This window comes from Micromonospora noduli (genome assembly GCF_003264475.1).
Classification (GTDB): Bacteria; Actinomycetota; Actinomycetes; order Mycobacteriales; family Micromonosporaceae; genus Micromonospora; species Micromonospora noduli.
This window is the reverse complement of sequence record NZ_PYAC01000026.1, coordinates 1-15,523: the sequence shown is the minus strand read 5'-3', so window position 1 is coordinate 15,523 and position 15,523 is coordinate 1. Positions and strand designations below refer to the sequence as shown.

The 15,523-nt window shown below is 71.0% G+C and carries 16 protein-coding genes; 7 read left to right on the top strand and 9 right to left on the bottom strand.

Features of this window, described 5'->3' with window-relative positions:
- From tsaB to MED15_RS24080, 4 genes are all read left to right on the top strand, one after another.
- Positions 1 to 592: tRNA (adenosine(37)-N6)-threonylcarbamoyltransferase complex dimerization subunit type 1 TsaB (gene tsaB, locus MED15_RS24095; RefSeq protein ID WP_112737050.1), on the top strand; the 592-nt coding region annotated here is incomplete at its 5' end.
- Positions 589 to 1,071: a ribosomal protein S18-alanine N-acetyltransferase gene (gene rimI, locus MED15_RS24090; RefSeq protein ID WP_112586483.1), complete on the top strand. Its 483-nt coding sequence runs from the start codon at positions 589 to 591 to the stop codon at positions 1,069 to 1,071. The genes tsaB and rimI, both read left to right, overlap by 4 nt.
- Positions 1,064 to 2,110, top strand: a complete 1,047-nt coding sequence (gene tsaD, locus MED15_RS24085; protein ID WP_091402289.1) for a tRNA (adenosine(37)-N6)-threonylcarbamoyltransferase complex transferase subunit TsaD — start codon at positions 1,064 to 1,066, stop codon at positions 2,108 to 2,110. The genes rimI and tsaD overlap by 8 nt, the downstream gene beginning before the upstream one ends.
- 14 nt (positions 2,111 to 2,124) lie before the next feature.
- On the top strand, positions 2,125 to 2,379 hold the full coding sequence (locus MED15_RS24080) for a hypothetical protein (RefSeq protein WP_039906914.1): 255 nt from the start codon (positions 2,125 to 2,127) through the stop codon (positions 2,377 to 2,379).
- Between the two features lie 33 nt (positions 2,380 to 2,412).
- On the opposite strand, the gene MED15_RS24075 is transcribed toward MED15_RS24080, so the two are convergent.
- The 8 genes from MED15_RS24075 to MED15_RS24040 all read right to left on the bottom strand — a co-directional run bounded on the left by MED15_RS24075 (position 2,413) and on the right by MED15_RS24040 (position 9,943).
- Entirely contained in the window at positions 2,413 to 3,153 is a 741-nt protein-coding gene (locus tag MED15_RS24075) for a DUF4142 domain-containing protein (RefSeq protein WP_112732890.1), read from the bottom strand.
- A 125-nt stretch (positions 3,154 to 3,278) separates the two neighbouring features.
- Positions 3,279 to 3,575, bottom strand: a complete 297-nt coding sequence (locus tag MED15_RS24070) for a DUF1707 SHOCT-like domain-containing protein (protein WP_112586487.1) — start codon at positions 3,573 to 3,575, stop codon at positions 3,279 to 3,281.
- A 19-nt stretch (positions 3,576 to 3,594) separates the two neighbouring features.
- The gene (locus MED15_RS24065; RefSeq protein ID WP_112737048.1) at positions 3,595 to 4,776 is read right to left on the bottom strand and encodes an ROK family protein; all 1,182 of its coding nucleotides are present in this window, start codon (positions 4,774 to 4,776) and stop codon (positions 3,595 to 3,597) included.
- 20 nt (positions 4,777 to 4,796) lie between these two features.
- Positions 4,797 to 6,059 carry a sugar ABC transporter permease gene (locus tag MED15_RS24060; RefSeq protein ID WP_112737046.1) on the bottom strand — a complete coding sequence of 421 codons (1,263 nt, stop codon included), beginning with the start codon at positions 6,057 to 6,059 and terminating at the stop codon, positions 4,797 to 4,799.
- Positions 6,056 to 6,874: an ATP-binding cassette domain-containing protein gene (locus MED15_RS24055; protein WP_112601036.1), complete on the bottom strand. Its 819-nt coding sequence runs from the start codon at positions 6,872 to 6,874 to the stop codon at positions 6,056 to 6,058. The genes MED15_RS24060 and MED15_RS24055 overlap by 4 nt, the downstream gene beginning before the upstream one ends.
- 115 nt (positions 6,875 to 6,989) lie before the next feature.
- On the bottom strand, positions 6,990 to 8,078 hold the full coding sequence (locus MED15_RS24050) for a sugar ABC transporter substrate-binding protein (protein WP_112586493.1): 1,089 nt from the start codon (positions 8,076 to 8,078) through the stop codon (positions 6,990 to 6,992).
- A gap of 178 nt (positions 8,079 to 8,256) precedes the next feature.
- Positions 8,257 to 8,736, bottom strand: coding sequence for a Cys-tRNA(Pro) deacylase (gene ybaK / locus MED15_RS24045; RefSeq protein WP_112586495.1), 480 nt, complete (start codon positions 8,734 to 8,736; stop codon positions 8,257 to 8,259).
- 10 nt (positions 8,737 to 8,746) lie between these two features.
- Positions 8,747 to 9,943: a THUMP-like domain-containing protein gene (locus MED15_RS24040; protein WP_112700171.1), complete on the bottom strand. Its 1,197-nt coding sequence runs from the start codon at positions 9,941 to 9,943 to the stop codon at positions 8,747 to 8,749.
- A gap of 259 nt (positions 9,944 to 10,202) precedes the next feature.
- On the opposite strand from MED15_RS24040, the gene groES reads away from it, so the two are divergent.
- From groES to MED15_RS24025, 3 genes are all read left to right on the top strand, one after another.
- Entirely contained in the window at positions 10,203 to 10,517 is a 315-nt protein-coding gene (gene groES / locus MED15_RS24035) for a co-chaperone GroES (protein ID WP_030330046.1), read from the top strand.
- A gap of 70 nt (positions 10,518 to 10,587) precedes the next feature.
- Positions 10,588 to 12,228, top strand: a complete 1,641-nt coding sequence (gene groL / locus MED15_RS24030; RefSeq protein WP_112586498.1) for a chaperonin GroEL — start codon at positions 10,588 to 10,590, stop codon at positions 12,226 to 12,228.
- Positions 12,229 to 12,362: 134 nt separating this feature from the next.
- Positions 12,363 to 14,048: a molybdopterin-dependent oxidoreductase gene (locus MED15_RS24025; protein ID WP_112586500.1), complete on the top strand. Its 1,686-nt coding sequence runs from the start codon at positions 12,363 to 12,365 to the stop codon at positions 14,046 to 14,048.
- A gap of 576 nt (positions 14,049 to 14,624) precedes the next feature.
- On the opposite strand, the gene MED15_RS24020 is transcribed toward MED15_RS24025, so the two are convergent.
- The gene (locus tag MED15_RS24020) at positions 14,625 to 15,191 is read right to left on the bottom strand and encodes a hypothetical protein (RefSeq protein ID WP_112587083.1); all 567 of its coding nucleotides are present in this window, start codon (positions 15,189 to 15,191) and stop codon (positions 14,625 to 14,627) included.
- Positions 15,192 to 15,523 lie beyond the last annotated feature (332 nt).

Sequence of the window (15,523 nt, the reverse complement as noted above, 5' to 3'; positions counted from 1 at the left end):
GCACCGGTGCACGGTCGACGCCCGCGCGCACGGTGAGCTGCTCGCGCCCCAGGTGGATGCGGTCCTCGCCGACGCTGACGCGCGCCCGCGTGACCTGGCCGCCATCGTCGCCGGGCTCGGTCCGGGGCCGTTCACGGGGCTGCGGGTCGGCCTGGTCACCGCCGCGACGATGGGTCAGGTGCTCGGCATCCCCACGTACGGCGTCTGTTCGCTGGATGCCATCGGTTACCCGGCGGCGTCCGGCGCGCCGGTCCTGGCCGCCAGCGACGCCCGGCGCAAGGAGATCTACTGGGCCGTCTACGACGGCGCCGGCCAGCGGACCGTCGGGCCCGAGGTGTCCGCGCCGGCGGTCGCCGCCGCCCGCGCCCGCGAACTGGGCGCGACGATCGCGGTCGGTGACGGGGCGCACCGGTACGCCGAGGTCCTGGACCTACCCGTTCGGGTGGAGCCGCGCTACCCGGACGCGACAGTGCTGGCGTTGCTCGCCGCCGAGCGGATCCGGGCGGGGGCGTCCAGTGAGCGGCTCACCCCGCTCTACCTGCGCCGCCCCGACGCGGTGGCGGCGACCGGCCGCAAACCGGTCCTGCCATGACCGCGGTACGGCTCGAACCGTTCCGCTGGTGGCACATTGACGACGTGCTGCCGATCGAGGCGGACCTCTTCGGGGCTGAGAAGTGGTCGCCCGCCATGTTCTGGAGCGAGCTCGCCAACGGGCACCACTACCGAATCGCCGTCGACGCGGACGGGTCGGTGCTCGGCTACGCCGGACTCGCCGGCGTTCCGCCGGACGAGGTGTGGGTACAGAACATCGCCGTCCGCCGGGACGCCCAGCGGCGCGGCGTGGGCCGGGCCCTGCTGGAGGAGTTGCTCGCCGAGGCGGTCCGGCGCGACGCCCGCAGCACCCTGCTGGAGGTCGCCGTGGACAACGCCGCAGCTCAGCGGCTCTACGCGACGTACGGTTTCGAGCCGATCGGGGTGCGGCGCGGCTACTACCAACCGAGCAACACCGACGCGCTGGTCATGCGGCGCGACGCCGAGCCGACCGGGGACGGACCACACGACCATGGCTGACGAACCACTGATCCTGGGTATCGAAACCTCCTGCGACGAGACCGGTGTCGGCATCGTGCGGGGGCACACCCTGCTGGCCGACGCGCTCGCCTCCAGCGTCGAGGAACACGCCCGGTTCGGGGGTGTGGTGCCGGAGGTGGCCAGCCGGGCACACCTGGAGGCCATCGTGCCGACCATGGACCGGGCACTGACCGAGGCCGGCGTCACGCTGGCCGACATCGACGCGATCGCTGTCACCTCCGGGCCGGGGCTGGCCGGTGCGTTGCTGGTCGGCGTCGCTGCCGCCAAGGGGTACGCGGTCGCCGCCGAGAAACCCATCTACGGCGTCAACCACCTCGCCGCCCACGTCGCGGTGGACACTCTTGAGCACGGCCCACTGCCCGAACCCGCCATCGCGCTCCTGGTGTCCGGCGGTCACTCGTCCCTCCTGCTCGTGGACGACCTGGCCCGGGGTGTCACCCCGCTGGGCGCCACCATCGACGACGCAGCCGGGGAAGCGTTCGACAAGGTCGCCCGGCTGCTCGGGTTGCCGTTCCCGGGCGGTCCGCCCATCGACCGGGAGGCCCGGGCCGGCGATGCCGCCTCGATCGCCTTCCCCCGCGGTCTGACCGCCGCGAAGGATCTCGCCGCCCACCGGTACGACTTCTCGTTCTCGGGCCTGAAGACGGCGGTGGCCCGGTGGGTCGAGGCCCGTCAGCGTGCCGGTGAGCCGGTTCCGGTGGCCGACGTGGCCGCTTCCTTCCAGGAGGCGGTCTGTGACGTCCTGACCAGCAAGGCGCTCGCCGCCTGCCGGGCGCAGGGCATCGAGACCCTGGTCATCGGCGGGGGAGTGGCGGCGAACTCGCGGCTGCGGGCGATGGCCGAGCAGCGAGCCGAGAAGTACGGCATCCGGGTCCGGGTACCCCGGCCGAAGCTGTGCACCGACAACGGCGCGATGGTGGCCGCGCTCGGTTCGCACCTGGTCGCCGCCGGGGTCGCTCCGAGCCGACTGGACCTGCCAGCCGATTCGGCACTGCCGTTGACCACGGTCAGCGTGTGACGGGAGCGGCGGACATGATCGTGCGGATGTGGGAGGCGCGCGCCGAGGCGTACGGAGTCGCCGACCTGATCACCTGGGTGTGCGACACCGCCCTGCCCGAGTTGGAGCACGACCCGCTCCACGTATCCAGCGAGGTCTTCTCCTCCACCGACCACCGCGTGGTGGTGATCTCCAAGTGGCGCAGCAGTCCCCGCCCGCTGCCGGACCCGCCAGCGCTGCTGGTGGCCCGCGCCCCGCACTCCTGGGACTTCACCCAGGTAGACCGCTGACGCGAGCCACCATCCAGGCCGCTGCCTGATCGGTCAGCTGCGGCGCAACATCCGGTAGGTGGCGATTCCGCCCGTGCCCAGCGCGGCGAGGAAGACCAGCCAGACGACCGTGCTGCTGACTCCGACCTGCGGGCCGGAGTTGGCGGAGGCGGCGGCCAGGAGCCCGTCCTCACCGGGGGCGGGCAGCGCGGCCGGCGGCAGTTCCGGCCAACGGACCAGGCCGGTGCTCTCCAGCATCTGCATGTGGTGCTGGACGAACGCGTTGGCGTCCTCGCAGAGCTTGCGGACGGTGGCGTCCCGGGTGCTGGCCCGGACCGCGCCGATCACCGGGAAGATCTTGCCGTGGGCCACCCGGAGCCGGGTGACGAAGATCTGGTCGAACCGGGCGCCGGATGCCTTCTGCATCTCGGCCAGCCAGCCCTTCTGCTCGGCGGTCGGCTCGCTGGGGATGGTCGCGCCCAACTTGTTGGCCGCGTCGACCACGAGCTGGTCGAGCTTCTGGTGCTCGCCGGCGATGCCGGCGCCGATCTCCCGAACCTTCGCCGACTGTCCCTTCTCGGCGGCCATCTGGCCGGCTGGCATCTCCCACAGCCCGGCCAGCCGCACCCCGTTGAGCAGTGTCATGTCGGCGGCGTTGAGCTGCTGGCCACCGGCGGGTGCGGCGACGGCCACGCCGGGCAGGACACCGACCCCCGCGATGACCGCGATGAGCAGCATGGCCGCTCGATGGGTCCGGGTGCCCAGTCGGCGATGGGCGGATCTGAGCGGTGCCATGTCTGTGGTGCCTCCTCGGTCCGGACCGGAACGCGTCTGGACCGGGCAGCCGTACCCTGCCGGTTGCCCGTCCGCCCACTGGTACGGACTGATCGCGCGATCAGTTCATCGCGGAGTGACCCGGATCAGCGGGTGACGGCGAGCAGGCCTCCGAGCAGCAGCAGGGTGAGCGCCGCGGCGGCGAAGACCATCAGCAGCTCCTGACGCCCGCGCCCGACCGGGCCGGCGTCGACGACGGAGTTGGGCAGGGCCGGTAGATCGCGGGTCAGCGCGGCCAGGTCACCGAGGGTGCGCGCCGTCCACACCGCACCCGCCCGATCGGAAAACTCGTCAAGCGTCAGCCGACCCGCCGCGGTGTGCTGGTGCAGCGCGGCGACCACCCGGTTGCGGTCGTCGTCGGAGGCGCGCAGCTCGACATCCACGCCGGACAGCGTACGCGGATCAGCCCACGTCGAGGGGGTCGGCGAGGAGCCGTTCGAAGGCCAGCTCGGCGGCACCGATCAGGGGCGCGTCCGTACCCAGTTTCGGCGTGCGCAGCCGGACGTGCTCCAGGCAGGCGCCGAGCGCGTTGGAGTTGAGCCGGCTGCGGATCTGAGCCGCCGCCGCGAGGTAGAGATCCCGCATTGTGCCGCCGAAGATGACCATCTCGGGGTTGAAGACGTTCACCAGGTTGGCCACCCCGAAGCCGAGCCAGTCGCCGGCCTGGCGGACCGCCGTCTGGGCCCGGGCGTCTCCGCGGTCGGCCGCGTCGAAGACCTCCAGCAGCGCGTCGCGGCCTCGGGCGTCGGAGCGTCCGGCGGCGCGCAGGAGGCCGTGCTCGCCGATCTCGGTCTCCCAACAGCCCCGGGAGCCGCACTCACAGGGCTTCCCGTCGCGGACCACCTTCATGTGGCCGACCTCGCCGCCGTACCCACCGTGCCCGGTCAGTCGGCGCCCACCGGCGATGATGCCGGCACCCACGCCCACGTCGCCGTACAGGTAGAGGACGTTGTCGCACCCTGCCGCCACACCTCGTGCGTGCTCGGCGAACGCGGCGACGTCGGCCACGTTGCCCACGGTGACCGGTACGTCGATGCCCAACTCGTCAGCGAGGGCCGCGCCGATCGGCTCGTCCACCCAGCCGGTGGTGGGGCCGAGTCGGACCAGGCCGTCGTCCCGGCGGACCATGCCGCAGACCGCGACGCCGGCACCGACGCAGATCGCGTCCGCCGGCACCAGCTGTTGCATCTCCTTGACCGCGCCGGCCAGCAGCGGTGCGGCCTCCGCGGCCAGCAGCCCGCGCGGCCGGTCCAGATCCCGGCGGTCCAGGACCGCGCCACCCAGCCCGATCCGGGCGGCGCGCAGCCGGTCCACCTCCACCGAGTACGCGTACGCGTAGACCCGCGCCGACTCGGGCCGGACGACAAGTGACGGTCGTCCGGCCCGGCCGGTCTCCTTTGGAGCCCCTTCACTGACCAGCCCCACCGCGGACAGGTCGGCGGTGAGCGCGCCGATGGTGCTGCGGTTGAGGCCCAGCGTGGTGGTCAGTTCCGCGCGTGTGGTCGCCCCGTGGACGTGCACATGCCTCAGCAGAGCCCCGAGGTTCTGCCGTCGGACGTCATCCTGGCTCGGTCCTGGGCGCATGCTGGTGCTACCTCCCGCGGTCAGCGGGTGCCGGTGGCTGCCGCGCGGCGGCGGGAGAGCGCGTCGACGCTGGCCGCGAGCAGCAGCACGACGCCGGTGACCACGTACTTGACTCCAGCGGTGTACCCCATCAGGCCCATTCCGTTCTCGATGACCGCGACCACCGCGCCGCCGAGGACGGCGTCGAGGACGCGGCCCTTGCCACCGAAGAGGCTGGTGCCGCCGATCACCGCTGCGCCGACCGCGTAGAGCAGTACGTTACTGCCCCCGGTGTTCGGGTCGACCGAGTTGGCCCGGCTGGCGGCCACGATGCCACCGATGGCGGCCATCGAGGAGCAGATCACGAAGACGGAGATCCGGATCCGGTCGACTCCGATGCCGGCCCGGCGGGCCGCTTCGCGGTTGCCGCCCACGGCGTAGATGTGCCGGCCGTAGCTGGTGCGCTGCAGTACGAACGTCCAGACGACAAGCAGCACCGCGATGATCGGCACCACGATCGGCACACCCTTGAGCGAGACGATGAGGACGTTGCGGCTGCGCTCCAGGTTGAGCACGTACACAGCGGTGCCGAGGATGACGGCGAGCCCGCCGATCCGTAGCGCCACCACCGCGAGCGGGTCGGTGATCAGACCGCGGGCCGCCCGGTTGCGGTGGCGCAGCAGTTGCACCGCCGCGTAGCCGACGACGGCGAGGGCGGTCAGCGCCCAGCCCAACGTGGGGCCGAGGTTGCGGTTGGCGATGGCGACCAGCACGTCGTCGCGGACGGAGATGTTGGTGCCATCCTTGACGAGCAGCAGCACGACGCCCTGGAAGGCGAGGAAGCCGGCGAGGGTGACCACGAAGGACGGAATGCCGATCTTCGCGACGAGCATGCCGAGCGTGGTGCCGATGACCACGCCGGTGGCGACAGCGGCGAGCACGGCGACCCACCAGGGGTAGCCGAGCACGGTGACGACATTGGCCAGCACCGCCGCGCAGACGCCGCTGGCGAAGCCGGCGGACAGGTCGATCTCGCCGAGCAGCAGCACGAAGACCAGGCCCATCGCGATCAGCGTGACCGCCGCACCCTGGGTGAAGAGGTTGGCGAAGTTGCCGGCCGACAGGAACGACGACGGCCGCATGATCGCGAAGACGGTGCAGAGCACGATCAGGCCGAGTACGGCCGGTAGTGCGCCGACATCGCCACCGCGTACCCGACTGAGGTAGTTGCGGACGTGGCCTCCGACGGTCGGCGTCGGTGTGACGGCGGCGGGGCCGTCCTTCCGCACGGCGGTGGTGGTCATCGGACGCCTCCTGAGATCGAGTCGGCCGCCTGCGGGCCGTCGCCGTTGCTGCCCGGGTCGGTGGCGAGGCCGAGCCCGCCCGAGCGCCCGGCGGTGATCAGCTCGACCACCTGGGCGTGGGTGATGTCGGTGGTCTTCACCTGGGCGACCATCTGTCCGAGGTACAGCGCGGCGATCCGGTCGGAGACGGCGAAGACGTCGTTCATGTTGTGCGAGATGAGCACCACGGCCAGGCCGTTGTCGGCGAGGCGGCGAACCAGTTCGAGCACCTGGGCGGTCTGTGCCACGCCGAGTGCCGCAGTCGGCTCGTCCAGGATGACCAGCTTGCTGTTCCACAGCACCGCCTTGGCGATGGCCACGGTCTGGCGCTGGCCACCGGAGAGGCTGGACACGTGCTGACGCAGCGAGGTGACGGTGCGGATGGAGAGCCCCGCCAGGGTTTCGGCGGCGAGCTGTTCCATTGTCGGCTCGTCGAGGACGATGCCGCTGCGCCTCTCCCGGCCGAGGAACATGTTCTGCACGATGTCCAGGTTGTCGCAGAGCGCGAGGTCCTGGTAGACGACCTCGATGCCGAGCGTGGCGGCGTCGCGGGGGCTGCCGATGTGCACCGGTTCACCGTTGAACAGGAACTCGCCATCGTCGGTGGGGTGGATGCCGCTGATGCACTTCACCAGGGTCGACTTGCCGGCGCCGTTGTCGCCGACCAGTGCGGTCACTTCGCCCGGGTGGACGGTCAGGGCGACGTCGCGGAGCACCTGGACAGGACCGAAGCTCTTGTCGATCCCGCGGAGTTCCAGCAAGGGGGTCGCGGACACGGGGGTCTCCTTCTCAAGGGAGGGTCGGGGCCCGTCCGGCGGGCGCCGCCCGGCACGGGGAGGGTGCTCCCGTGCCGGGCGGCGATGGTCGTTCCGGCGGGTACTGCGGCGTCGGTCAGCTGATGCCGGCTTCGGCGCAGAACTTGGCGTAGGCCCCGGTGCAGACCTGCTCCTTGGTCGCGTAGCCGTCGGCGATGACGTCCTTGACGTTGTCCTTGTAGATGGCCTTCGGGGTGAGCAGCACCGAGGGGACGTCGCGGTCGCCGTCCTTCACCGTCTGGCCGGTGTCCTTCTTCTCGCCCTTGGCCAGCGCGATGGCCAGGTCCGCGGCGGCCTTGGCCTCTTCCCGGACCGCCTTGTAGACGGTCACGCACTGGTCACCGGCGAGGATGTTCTGCAGGCCCTCCACGCTGGCGTCCTGACCGGTCACCGGCACCTTGCCGTTGAGCTTGTTCTTCTTCAGGATCGAGATGGCGGCGTTGCCGAGAGTGTCGTTGGCGGCCAGCACGCCGTCGATCTTGCCCTTGGTCGCGGTGAGCTGCTGCTCGAAGATGGTCGCGGCGGTGGGGCCGTCCCAGCCCGGCACGGCGTCGTCCGGGCCCTTGGTGTATTCCTTGGAGTCGAACTTCGGCTTGAGCACCGAGTCGTAGCCGGCCTTGAACAGGGTGGCGTTGTTGTCGGTGGGGGAGCCGTTCAGGTACGCCACGACGGGGTTCTTGGCGCCCTTCTCGGTCAGGCACTTGGCCAGACCCTCGCCCTGGAGCTTGCCGACGGTCTCGTTGTCGAAGCTGACGTAGTACTGGGCGGAGCCGCCGAGGGTGAGCCGGTCGTAGTCGATGGTGGCGACGCCCTGCGACTTGGCCTTGTCGAGCACGGCCTTGCCGGTGCCGGAGTCCAGGTTGACGATCATCAGGGCGGTCACACCGCCGGTGATCATCTGGTCGGCGATGGTCTGGAAGGCGCTCTTGTCGTTCTGGGCGTTCTGGATGTCGTACTGGACGCCGGCAGCCTTGAACGCCTCCTCCAGGAAGCGACGGTCCGCCGTCTCCCAGCGGGGGGAGGACTTGCTATCCGGAAGGATCACGCCGATCTTGGGAGTCTTTTTGGAGTCGGCCGAGCCGTTGCCGGAGTCGTCGCTACAGGCGGTCAACCCGCCGGTCGTCAGCAGGCCCACGGCGGCGATGGTGAGGATCCCCTTACGCATGTGCAGGGTCCTTTCGGGGTGGGGGAGGTGTTGTTTTGTTGTGTCCGGCAACGTATTTCGCGTCACACCGGCTCCACAAGACCGCGCAGGTGCATAGTTTGTTGGGAGCGATAACAATTCAGCAACGCGACTGTTACTCCGCGGGTATCCCACGGGGGAGGCGACGTAACGACAGTCGTCAGTGGGTCTGCAACGGCGCGGTGCGGGCGTCGGTCAGCGCCACCAGATCCGCCGCGGCCAGCTCGAGTTGCAGACCGCGCCGACCAGCCGAGACGTAGATCGTCGGAAGGTCCAGCGCGGATTCGTCCAGCACCGTGGGCAACCGTCGACGCTGCCCGAGCGGGCTGATCCCACCGCGCACGTAACCTGTGGCCCGCTCGGCGACCGCCCGGTCGGCCAACACCGCCCGCTTGCCGCCGACCGCCGCCGCGAGCGCCTTGAGATCCAGCTCGCCGGTGACCGGAACGACCGCCACTGTGAGCGCGCCGTCGACCTCGGTCACCAGAGACTTGAACACCCGCTCCGGTGCCACGTCGAGCGCCACCGCCACCAACCCGCCGTAGTTCGGGGCGTCCGGCGACACCCGGTACGGATGGGTGCGATGCGCGATGCCGCGCTTGACCAACAGTGCCGTTGCCGGCGTTCCCTGTCCCGCCACACCGGCGACGCTAGTCGACAGGCCTACCGATCAGCACCGTCGGTGCGCCGTCGACCCGGGTGAGCACCAGGCTCGCCGCCTCGTCGCCGGCCAGCCGCAGGTCCCGTCGAAGCTGCTCCGGAGTGAGCGCGGAACCCCGCTTGAGGATCTCCACCCGGCCCACCCGACGATCCCGCAGCAGCGCCCGCAGGCGCTTGAGCGAGAACGGCAGCACGTCGGTGATCTCCAGGCAGCGCGCGTACGGGGTGCGGATCGGCTGGTCGGCGTAGAGGTAGGCGATGCTCGGATCGCCCAGGGTGGCGTCCAGTTCGGTGGCCAGCTCGGCGACGAGGTGCGCGCGCACCACCGCCGGGTCCGGGTCGTACAGGTAGCGACGCGGCGGCCCGACCGGCGCCTCGGCGGCACCCGAGCCGGTGAGCTCGTGGCGGTACGCCTCGGCGCCCCGCTGACGGTAGAGGGTGGCGCGGCGGGGCACCTCCGCCAGCTCGCCGCACCAGAGCGCGGCCTCGACCAGGTCGCCGTCCACGCCGACCCACTCGGCCTCCGCACCCGCCGGAATGAGCGCGTGGTCCAGGCCCGGCGCCACCTTCACCACTGTGCGCGGCACCCGCTCGGCCAGCCCGGTGACGAAGTCCCACGGCGGCGAGTAGGCGCGCGGGTCGAAGATCCGCCGCCCGGTGCCGGTGGTGCGGCGGGCCGGATCGCAGAAGACCCCGTCGACCCGTGACACGTCGAACCCTGTCGCGTCGCCGCACTCGACAGTGAACAGGTCGGCCAGCCCGGCCGCCTCGGCGTTGGCGGCGGCCATCGCGGCGGTCACCGGGTCGGCCTCCACCCCGTACACCCGGATGCCGGCGCGGGCGGCGGCCAGCGCGTCGGCTCCGAGCCCGCACCCGAGGTCGGCCAGGGTGCGCACGCCGGCCGCGTACAACCGGGCGGCCCGACGGTCGGCGACCACCCGGCGGGTGGCCTGCTCCAGGCCGGGACGGGTGAGGAACATCCCAGCGGCGGCCGAGCCGAACTTGCCCACCGCCCGGTGGCGCAACTCGGCCTGGGTCAGTGCCGCCGCGGCCAACGTCGGCGGCACCCCGGTCGCGCGCAGCGCCGACGCCGCGACCAGTGGATCACCGCCGGCCAGGTCGGCCGCCGCCGTGAGCGCGGCCGACCCCTCAGGGGTACGCAGCGCCGCCAGCTGATCGAGATCCACCCGGCCATTGTCCCGGCCGACCCGGAAATCCTGGCTGGCGGGGCGCGACGCGCTGGCACTCTCCTTGACGGAGTGCTAGCCACGGAATAACCTGCGATTAGCACTCTCACCCTGAGGGTGCCAGCTTCCGGGTCTCGCGACCCGGGTGCGCACGCCAGGCGGACCGGCACCCGCGACGACGGCACCGCCCGGTGGCATGAGGCAGATTGACGCTGGTCAGCCCCGCTGGCCAGCAACGAAACCAGTACCCCAGGAGGGTATGCCCGTGACTACCGCGACCAAGGTTGCGATCAAGCCGCTCGAGGACCGCATCGTGGTCCAGGCGAACGAGGCTGAGACCACCACGGCGTCGGGCATCGTGATCCCCGACACCGCCAAGGAGAAGCCGCAGGAGGGCACCGTCCTCGCTGTGGGCCCGGGGCGCGTCGACGACAACGGCAACCGGGTTCCGGTTGACGTGCAGGTCGGCGACACCGTCCTCTACTCGAAGTACGGCGGCACCGAGGTCAAGTACGCCGGCGAGGAGTACCTGGTGCTCTCCGCCCGCGACGTCCTCGCGGTCATCGAGAAGTAAGCAACCGATCAGTGCCACTGCCCCGGTCCGGCTCGCCGGGCCGGGGCAATGGCGCTTCGAAGGGACATTAATGGCGAAGATCCTGAGCTTCTCGGACGACGCCCGACACCTGCTGGAGCACGGTGTCAACGCCCTCGCGGACGCGGTCAAGGTCACCCTCGGCCCGCGCGGGCGCAACGTCGTCCTGGACAAGAAATTCGGTGCGCCGACGATCACCAACGATGGTGTGACCATCGCCAAGGAGATCGAGCTCACCAACCCGTACGAGAACCTTGGCGCGCAGCTGGTCAAGGAGGTGGCGACCAAGACCAACGACGTCGCCGGCGACGGGACCACCACCGCGACCGTGCTGGCCCAGGCGATGGTTCGCGAGGGTCTGCGCAACGTGACCGCCGGGACCAACCCGGCCGGCCTCAAGCGGGGCATCGACGCGGCGGCCACCAAGGTCTCCGAGGCGCTGCTCGGCCGTGCCGCCGAGGTCACCAGCAAGGAGTCGATCGCGAACGTGGCGACCATCTCCGCGCAGGACTCCACGATCGGCGATCTGATCGCCGAGGCGATGGAGCGCGTCGGCCGCGACGGTGTCATCACCGTCGAGGAAGGCTCGATGCTCACCACCGAACTGGACGTGACCGAGGGTCTCCAGTTCGACAAGGGCTTCATCTCGCCGAACTTCGTCACCGACCTGGAGGGTCAGGAGTCCGTCCTTGAGGACGCGTACATCCTGGTCACCACCCAGAAGATCTCGGCGATCGAGGAGCTGCTGCCGCTGCTGGAGAAGGTCCTGCAGAACAGCAAGCCCCTGCTGATCATCGCCGAGGACGTGGACGGCCAGGCGCTCTCCACCCTGGTGGTCAACTCGCTGCGCAAGACCCTCAAGGTCTGCGCGGTCAAGGCCCCGGGCTTCGGTGACCGGCGCAAGGCAATGCTCCAGGACATCGCGATCTCCACGGGCGCCGAGCTGGTCGCCCCGGAGCTGGGCTACAAGCTCGACCAGGTCGGCCTGGAGGTGCTCGGCACCGCCCGGCGCGTCGTGGTCGACAAGGAGAACACCACGATCGTCGACGGCGGTGGCCAGAAGGCCGACGTCGCCGACCGGGTGAACCAGATCCGCAAGGAGATCGAGGCCTCCGACTCCGACTGGGACCGGGAGAAGCTGGCCGAGCGGCTGGCGAAGCTCTCCGGTGGCATCGCCGTCATCAAGGCCGGCGCGGCGACCGAGGTCGAGATGAAGGAGCGCAAGCACCGCATCGAGGACGCCATCGCGGCGACCAAGGCTGCGGTCGAGGAGGGCACCGTGCCCGGCGGCGGCGCCGCCCTGGTGCAGATCCTCTCGGTGCTCGACGACGACCTGGGCTTCACCGGTGACGAGAAGGTCGGCGTCTCGGTCGTGCGCAAGGCGCTCGTCGAGCCGCTGCGCTGGATCGCCCAGAACGCCGGTCACGACGGCTACGTCGTGACGCAGAAGGTCGCCGACCTCAAGTGGGGCAACGGCCTCGACGCCGCCAAGGGCGAGTACGTCGACCTGGTCAAGGCCGGCATCATCGACCCGGTGAAGGTGACCCGCAACGCGGTCACCAACGCCGCCTCGATCGCCGGTCTGCTGCTCACCACGGAGAGCCTCGTGGTGGAGAAGCCGGAGCAGGCCGAGCCGGCCGCCAGCGGCGGGCACGGCCACGGTCACGGCCACCAGCACGGCCCGGGCTTCTGATCCGGTAGCGACACCCGTTCCGGGGCGCACCGCCGTACGGCGGTGCGCCCCGGCTCGTTCTCGCGGGCTGGTAGGTCATTACCGAACGCTGACGTTGTTGGCGACCGGCCGAGATGATCGCGCACACTGGGCCGATGAGCACCACGTCACGGCGGTATGCCGCGTTGGCCGGGATCACCGCCGCCGCCGTTGCGATCGGGATAGCCGAACCGGTCGCGGTGTTGACCGGTCCCCGGTCGGCGCCCCTGGTCGCGGTCGGCGGGGTCATCGTCGACGCCGTCCCCGAGTCGCTGAAGCAACTCGCCATCGACCTCTTCGGCACCGCCGACAAGATCGCGCTGCTGGTCGGCACGGCCGTGTTGCTGGGAGGCTTCGCCGCGCTCTTCGGCGTACTGGCGGTCCGCCGGTTGGCACTCGGCCTGGCCGGCATTGCCGCGTTCGGCGCCATCGGCGTGGCCGCCGCGCTGACCCGCTCCGGCGCTGACCTCGCCGACGCGCTGCCGTCCCTGGTCGGCGCCGGTCTCGGCGCCCTGGTGCTCTGGCTGTTCATCGGCGGACCGTTCGAGCTGGACCCCTGGACATGGTCACCACCCACGCCGCCGGCTGGCCCGGTGTCCTCCGCTGGTCCGGTGTCGCCGGCTGGCGCGGTGTCGCCCGGCGAGTCGGTGCCGGTGTCCCCGGCAGGGCCGGTGCCGGTGACTCCCGCCGGGCCGACGGCGGCGGTCGAACCGGCCGGGCCTGCCGAAGTGGACCCGGAGTCGCGGCGCCGTTTCCTCACCGGCAGCGGGGTGCTGCTCGGCACGGCCGTGGTGGCCGGTCTGGGTGGGCGGTGGCTGGCGGGGCGGCGCGGCGTGTCCGCAGCCCGCGACGCGATCCGCCTGCCCTCGCCGGTCGCCCCCGCACCGGCCGTACCGGCGGGCGCGGACCTCTCACTGACGCAGCTCGCGCCGTACGTCACCCCGAACTTCGGGTTCTACCGGATCGACACTGCGCTGGTGGTGCCCCAGGTCGACCCGGACACCTGGCGGCTGCGGATCCACGGACGGGTCGGCAGGGAACGCACCTACAGCTACGCGGATCTGCTGGCCCGACCGCTGGTCGAGCGGTACGTCACGCTGGCCTGCGTCTCCAACGAGGTGGGCGGGGACCTGATCGGCAATGCCCTGTGGCTCGGCGTACCCCTGCGGGAACTGCTGGACGAGGTCGAGCCGGACGACGACGCCGACCAGGTCGTCGGCCGGTCGGTCGACGGCTGGACCTGCGGCACCCCCACCGCCGCGCTGCGCGACGGACGGGACGCGCTGCTGGCCGTCGGGATGAACGGCGAGCCGCTGCCGGTCGAGCACGGCTTCCCGGTCCGAGTGGTGGTGCCGGGCCTCTACGGCTACGTGTCGGCCTGCAAATGGGTGACCGAACTGGAGCTGACCCGGTTCGCCGACTTCGACGCGTACTGGGTGCCGCGCGGCTGGTCCGCCCAGGGACCGATCAAGACCCAGTCCCGGATCGACACGCCCCGCGGTCGTAACCGGCTGACCACCGGCCCGGTCACCGTCGCCGGTGTGGCCTGGGCGCAGCACCGGGGCATCAGCCGCGTCGAGGTACGCGTCGACGACGGCCCGTGGCAGGAAGCCGCGCTGGCCCCGACCGTGTCGGTGGACACCTGGGTGCAGTGGTCCTGGCGGTGGGACGCCACACCGGGCGAGCACCGGCTCCAGGTCCGCGCGACCGACGCGACAGGTGAAACCCAGACCGAACGTACGCAGGACGTCGTCCCGGACGGCGCCACCGGCTGGCACACGATCACCGTCACTGTCCGCTGATCCACGGCGTGGCGTCGCCGCCCCGGGCTGTGTCCGCGCCTGTACCGGCGCGCTGTGTTTGGCGACGTGCCCTGCGGGGTCGGTGGGCTGCTGTCGCGTGAGCTGGCCTGTGGGCCGGTAGCTGTGTCCGCGACCCGGCCTGCGGGTTGGTGGGCTGTGTCCGCGACCTGGCGTGTGAACTTTCGCAACCTGCCGTTCGGGTCGGCGGACCAGCTGAGTGACCGGTGATAGCCGGAGTGCATGCAGATCTTGGACAGTTTCCGTTAGCGCCGAACGGAAACTGTCCAAGATCTGCGAGCGAAGTCGGTTGTTCGACTCCATCCGCCTCCGGTCGGGCTAGTTCGGCGTCCGCAGCCCCGTGGCCTGTGTGCCCAGCCCGGTGGCCGGCGTCCCCAGCCGGCGACCGGCGAACGGCGGCTGGCTCGCGGGTGGCGCCGGGCGATCGGTGGCAGCAGAAAGACCGCTGCCGGCACCCCGGGTTGCGGGTGCCGGCAGCGGTCGGTGTCGTGCTGTGGTGCTGTGTGCGGTGCTGCCTTGGCGCGGTCGTCGGTGGTGCTGGCTTGTTGTGGTGCGGGGTCAGCTGTTCCAGTGCTGGGCGACCAGGTCGGTGGCCTGCTGCTCCCACTGGGCGTAGGCGTCCGGGTAGGCCGATACCTGCACGGTCTGCGCGGCGTCGGTCAGCGGCATGTCCTGCCAGCCGTCAACCTGCTTCAGGCCCTTGAGGAACGCGGTCGTCGAGTACTCCGGGTTCGTGATCTGCTCCGGCGTACCCCAACCCGAGCTCGGGCGCTGCTGGAACAGGCCCAGCGAGTCGTGGTCGTTCATGTCGCCCAGGTGACCCAGGTTCTCCAGCTTCGACTCCTGCAGGCTCGTCGCGATCGAGATCACCGCGGCCCGCTCCGGGAGACCGGCCTTCTTCGTGGCGGCGATGATCGCCTTGACGTTGGCGGTCTGCTCGTCGTTCAGGCTGATGTGGGACTGCTCGCCCTGCGGCTTCGGCGCCGCCGACTGCACAGCCGCGGCGACGGGCTTGGCATCCACGGCCGGGGTAGCGGCGTGGGCGGCGATCGGACCGGCGAACACACCACCGGCGAACGCGAGACCAGCAACAGACAGCATGCTCTTACGGAAGATCGTGTTCATGGGGGTAGCTCCTTCGGGGGTAGGAAACACCCGACCACCAGGGGGCGGCGGCAGGGTGTGAGCACCTCGTCCGGCGCTGCACTAACAAAGGGGAAAAGTCTTGGGGTCGGCTGCCTACGAGCGGGGGGCTCGTGGCGCCGGGTCCATGTGTAACGACCGGCGGGCCGGGGTCATTCCGGGGTTGGCCCATCCATCAGCACCCTCAACGAGGCGACGGCTGCGGTCGGTCGTGGGGACTGCAACGACCCGGGGGTCGGAGTCATTCCGGGGTGGCTGACCTGCCGGCACCCTCATCGTGGCGGTGCCTGCGATCGTTCGTGGGGACTGTAACG